This window comes from Micromonospora aridisoli, from assembly GCF_056150025.1.
The window spans coordinates 83558-89148 of sequence record NZ_JAXCFK010000017.1 but is presented as its reverse complement, the minus strand read 5'-3'; the positions used below and the strand labels follow the sequence as shown (position 1 = coordinate 89148).

At 63.8% G+C, this 5591-nt stretch carries 2 protein-coding genes, 1 tRNA gene and 1 pseudogene; all 4 read left to right on the top strand.

Going from position 1 to position 5591, the window contains the following annotated elements:
• Window positions 1-138 precede the first annotated feature (138 nt).
• Entirely contained in the window at window positions 139-1476 is a 1338-nt protein-coding gene (locus tag SM447_RS27030; RefSeq protein WP_474575693.1) for a polymorphic toxin-type HINT domain-containing protein, read from the top strand.
• A 32-nt stretch (window positions 1477-1508) separates the two neighbouring features.
• A complete protein-coding gene (locus SM447_RS27025; protein ID WP_474575692.1) occupies window positions 1509-2291 on the top strand; it encodes a barstar family protein in 783 nt (260 codons plus the stop codon).
• 522 nt (window positions 2292-2813) lie between these two features.
• Window positions 2814-2875 (top strand) — tRNA-OTHER (locus SM447_RS27020).
• A 638-nt stretch (window positions 2876-3513) separates the two neighbouring features.
• Window positions 3514-5591: pseudogene (locus SM447_RS27015) on the top strand (hypothetical protein); the annotation flags it as partial.

The window sequence follows — 5591 nt, the reverse complement described above, 5'->3', positions numbered from 1 at the left end:
CCCTGAGAACACCATCTTCGTAAGATCATCGATCTTGCACACGTGACCTCAACGACATCGACCGCTTTCGGTCACCACCGAATGTGAGACAGAGCCGAAATCTACGCAGTCCCCATCTCGGTTGACCCCATCCAGGACATGGCCCAGCCGCAGCATTGGCACGGCTACTCCTATGCCAACAACAACCCGATCACCTTCAGCGACCCCAGCGGCCTCTACGCCACCGGCGACAACGAAGGCCACGTCCGCGACATGAGCCCCAAACGCGGCGTCCACAAAGTCGTCGACTACACCCCGAAAACTAGGAACTCCACGGCGCCGCGGCCGCCCATCGTCATCGTGAACACCCCGAACTATAAGGTGACCGTCGAAGACGATGGAAAGGTTTATGTCAACAGCTATCCGGTGCCCCCGGGCATCAGTGGCGCCAAAGTTGCCAAACTGCTCGGAGAATGGTGCGGCGCCGGTGGGGCTCAGTGTGATCAGAACTTCTACTGCGGAACCGTCCTTGTCTGCGATGATCTCTATGCCGACCAAGAGGCGGTCAACGCCCTCTACAGCATCTGTAGCAGCGGAGAATGTGGACACTCGGTCCGCATAGCCATCACCAATGACAACATCCTCATCAACATGTTGGCCGAGGGCCTGTTCGAGGGTGGTGGCGGAGCAGCGCCAGGGGCACGAGGCGCCACAGCTGGCGCGGGCGGCCGAGCTGGATACAAGACGAAGCTGTCCGCCTGCCAAGGCTCCAACAGCTTCATAAGTGGCACCAACGTCTTAATGGCGGACGGCTCCACGAAGCCGATCGAAGATGTCATGGTGGGCGACCTCGTCCTTGCCACGGACCCCGAAAGCGGCGAGACGGGCGAACGGCTGGTAACGCACATCATCAACGGCGACGGTCCCAAGCAACTCGTCGCGATCACTGTTACCGCCGGATCGCAATCCGAACCCGCCGACGAGATCGTCGCCACCGACAACCACCCGTTCTGGGCTGAGAAAATCCGACGGTGGGTCGAGGCCAAAGACCTACGCCCCGGAGACCTGCTGAGAACCCCTTCCGGTGCCGACGTCCAGGTGACCAACCTGCGTACCTGGAGCCAGCAGCAGGCCGTTTATAACCTAACTGTTGCCGACATCCACACGTACTATGTGATCGCCGGCACAACCTCGGTGCTGGTGCACAACGACAATGATGTCGTTCCCCGCTGGGCCCGGGAAGAGATCGCCAGGATCAAGGCCGGTGAGGGCATTCCTCGAATGACGGGTGGCAGTCAGACTCTTTATCAAGGAAGAGAATCGGCTGCACATGCACGCAAGTGGGGTCCGGGTGCGAAATCCGGTTTCGGGGGCACTCCGGAGTGGGCGGTTCGAGGAAAAAATGACGATTACCGGATCGTCGGCCCGAACCGCTTCGGCGAGTACGGCTTCACGAGCAACCATTACGTTAAGATCAATGTTGCGTCGGGCTGCTGATGGAAGCTGGCCGCATAAAGAGGTGATTGGGAGTGACGTTGGTGAAGTATGCGGTCCGGGTCGAGGAGATCGATGGTCTCCTACTTAGAGTTGGTGATCTTGAAGGTTTTTTCATCGGTAGATACAGCTTCGACGACTACGGCGCACTGCTTGAGTCCGAGGATTCCCGAGTCACTTTCAGTCTGGTGCGGCCCGACCGGAAAGAGCGGCTCGACGCGCTTCTTGGAGACGTGGAGGTTCTAGTCCTCGACGATGAAGGGAAGCCCATGGGGCGCTACTCGCTGTGGGATGCCAGGCTGATCCCCGGTGGTGCCCCCGAAACTCTGGTCGTTACGGCCCTGACGCAGTTGCCTCCGCACGTCGAGGCCCGCAGGTTGTGGGACAGGTTCCGTGTCTCCGAGCCGCAGCCGGGTGAGTGGCGGGCCATTCCGGTCGGATCGCGCGAGGGGTGGGTCGAGGTGGCCGGGCTTCGGCACGCGGAGTCCGCCAAGAAGACAACGAACTCTCCGCCACCTCAAGGGATCGTGATGGAAGGCGATGAGGTGAAGGACGTTGCAAGCTTTTTCTGTGCGATCGGCGAGGCATTTCGTGGCCCGGGAGGATACTTCGGGCAGAGTTTTACCGCTTTGGAAGAGTGCCTGGAGGAGGGCCTGCGGGGTGTTCCCGCCCGGCTGATCTGGCGGAACATGGCTGTGGCGAGATCCTCCTTGTCGGCGGGCGTGGAAGGCGTGGAAAGCGCCAGCGGGACCCTGACCCAGTTGGATTTAATCCTCGGAATACTTTCACAGAAAAACGTCGAAGTCGTGCCCGGATAGCACCGTCTTGGCGGATTCTCGAAAATCGTTGTGGTTGCACTTTACTCGGGGATGCGTCGCGAATAGGACCCTGATGGTTGAGGATTTTGCGGAGTCGGGGGCTGTGCTTAATGCGAACTGTTGCTAGGAGTCAGACGTTCAGGTCGCCAACCGTGCCAGCTTCGGTGAGCACCACTTTGTATACGCTCGCGGGCTGTTCACGTATGGCACGCCGCGAAGAGTCAGTCGGCCGCAGTCGCCATCGTCGTGAACCCTTGTCGGAGGTGCTCGGTAGATCCGATGCTAAGACCACGAGCTTGGCGACCATGGCTGATCGGTAGCTGCTCGGACGTCGGGGAACTGTCACGGACGTACCGCTACGTAGTCGGACCAGATAGAGATCGTGTTGCCCGTTTGTCTATCGGTGGCTGCCGATGAGGTTCTCCTGCGTGGCGTGGACCTGGGAAGACGTACCCGGACTTGAAAGGATCGGACGGTTTGCAGTCGGACGCAACTCGTCAAGACTGCTACTTGTAGAAGTATGCGCCCGTAGCTTTGCACTACGGATCAGAAGGTTAGGGGTTCGAGTCCCTTCGGGCGCGCCACACGATCAAGGCCGCGACCAGCGAAAACGTTGGTTGCGGCCTTGACTCTTTCCCGCTATGTGTCGCGATCTTCCATCATGTGGGAGCTTGGTGCTCCGTTGGTGCTCCAAAGTTCGCGTGCCGTCTGAGTGGCGGTTTGTGCTCGTGCGTGCTGACCAGTGCGTTTGCGTGTCGCCTGGTCTGGATCATGGTGGAGGTGTTGTCTGGGCATCTGATTTCCGCCCGGTTGTCCTGTCCCGGGCGCCGGGTAGTGGAGGGCAGTTGACGCGGTGCGGTTGAAGACCGTGCGGGTTGGGGTTGGGCCGGTACGAGCCGGGCTCCCGGCTCGTCGCCGGGGTGTCCATCGGGTCTGGACCAGGTCGGTGCCGGCTACGCATGAACCGCAGCGGCCGGTGTAGCAGTCGCCGGTGACCGGCGCGGGAGGGTGTTGGTCGAGCGGCTTCGCCCACGAACCGTTCACGTGGTGCCTGCACGACGCGGTTCGGGACTGCCATCACCGGCGCACGCTCATGCCGATGAGCGGATGTCATCTCGGATGATCGACCGTGTGTCGGTCTGATCACTTTCAGTATCGTGCGGGTGTGCTTCGGGATGGGGTTCGGCGCTACCGGTGGGCGGTGCTTGTTCCGGCAGTGGTCGTGGCGGCGGCGGTGTGGGCGTTGGTTACGGATGACAAGCCGGTCTGGGCAGTGGTCGCGGGTGCGACGACCGCGGTGGTGGGATCGTTCGCGCCGTCGGTCTTCGAGTGGACACGGGCCGCGCGTGAGCGGGGCGAGCGGCGGGATCGGTTGTTCGCGGGGGCGTTGGTGGCCGAGCTGCCGGAGTCAGTGGTGTGGCTTTTGCATCCGATGGCGGCGGTGGTCGGGTTCGTCGGTCGTGGGTGGCTGCTGGCGGCGTTGGACAGGTGGTGCGCGGATCCGGACGCGGGTGTGGTGCGGCTGTTGGTGGGTGCGGGTGGGGTGGGTAAGACCCGGTTGGCGCGGCATTTCGCTGGCCGGTTGACGGGCTGGGCGTGCTGGCCGGTGGCGCCTGGCGGTGAGGTGACGGTCGTCGGGCTGCTGGAGGCGGGTGATCGGCCGGGCCGCTTGTTGCTGACGGTGGATTACGCCGAGGCCCGTGACCCGCAGGCGTTGGCGCATTTGCTGTGTGTCGCGCAGCGGGCTGGTGGTGTGCGGGTGTTGTTGCTGGCTCGGTCGGCGGGGTTGTGGTGGTCATCGTTGTCGGCGGCGTATCCGCCGCAGGCGCATCTGGTGGACGCGTTGACCGTGTCGGCGAACGTGATCGAGGTACCGGCCCATATTGAGGGCCACACTCCACGGCAGATTGTGGCTGAGGCGGTGGTGGCGTTCGTTGGTCGGCTGGGCCGCCGTGCTCCGGCCGATATCCCATTGCATGAGGTGGGTCCGGATGTGCCGGTATTGCGGTTGCATGCGCAGGCGCTGCTGGTGGTGTTAGGTGGGCCGCGTGGGGATGACCGGTACGACGTGCTGGCTGAGGTGCTGGGCCATGAGGCTCGGTACTGGCGCCACCGGGCCCACCGCGATGGGCTACCGGGTGCGGGCGAGTCGACCTTCGACGTGGTGTTGCGGCGGCTGGTCGCCGTGGCTGCGCTGTTAGGCGCGGACAGCCGTGAGCAGGCTGTGGAGTTGGTCCCTCGGGTGCCGGGCCTGGACGGGGCGCTGCCGGAGTTGGTGGATAGGTACGTGGACTGGCTGTACGGTCTCTACCCGGCGGTGGGGTCGGGTGGTGGGTTGGGGACGTTGCAGCCGGATCTGCTCGCCGAGGACCTCGCGGTCGCGGTCCTGCGGGAAAGTGCCCCGGCCGAGCGCGGCAGGATGCTGCACGGGTTGGCTCCTGGTCAGGCGGTGCGGGTGTTGACGGTGTTGAGTCGCGCCCGTAGCCACCAGCCTGACGCTGTAGAGATGATCGCCGTGGCGCTGTCCGCGGATCTGCCGGTGATGACCGAAGCGGTGCTCCAGGTCGGTCTTCAGTTTCCTGGAATACTCGCTCCCCGGGTCACAGAGCTGCTCGTCGCGGCTGAGCTTGACGCTGACTGGGCACAGCGGACCGCGCGTCGGGTGCCGTACCCGTCGATGGAGTTCGGTCCGATCGCGCTCGCGTTGACCACCCACGCCCTGCATGCCGCGGTCGAGGCGTCCAAGCCGAACGACCGGGCGTCGTTACTGACCTTGCACGCTGTTCGGTTGGCGGAGGCAGGGCGGCGGGTCGAAGCGCTGGAAGCCAGCCAGGAAGCCGTCGACCTTTACCGGGAGTTGGCCGCCGCCAACCGCGACGCCTACCTGCCGAACCTCGCCGCGTCGGTGATAAATCATGCGTCGATGTTGGCGGAGGTGGGGCGGCGGGTCGAAGCGCTGGAAGCCAGCCAGGAAGCCGTCGACCTTTACCGGGAGTTGGCCGCCGCCAACCGCGACGCCTACCTGCCCAACCTCGCCGTGTCGGTGAACAACCACGCTCTCTGGTTGGCGGAGGTGGGGCGGCGGGTCGAAGCGCTGGAAGCCAGCCAGGAAGCCGTCGACCTTTACCGGGAGTTGGCCGCCGCCAACCGCGACGCCTACCTGCCCAACCTCGCCATGTCGGTGAACAACCACGCGAACCGGTTGGCGGAGGTGGGGCGGCGGGTCGAAGCGCTGGAAGCCAGCCAGGAAGCCGTCGACCTTTACCGGGAGTTGGCCGCCGCCAACCGCGACGCCTACCT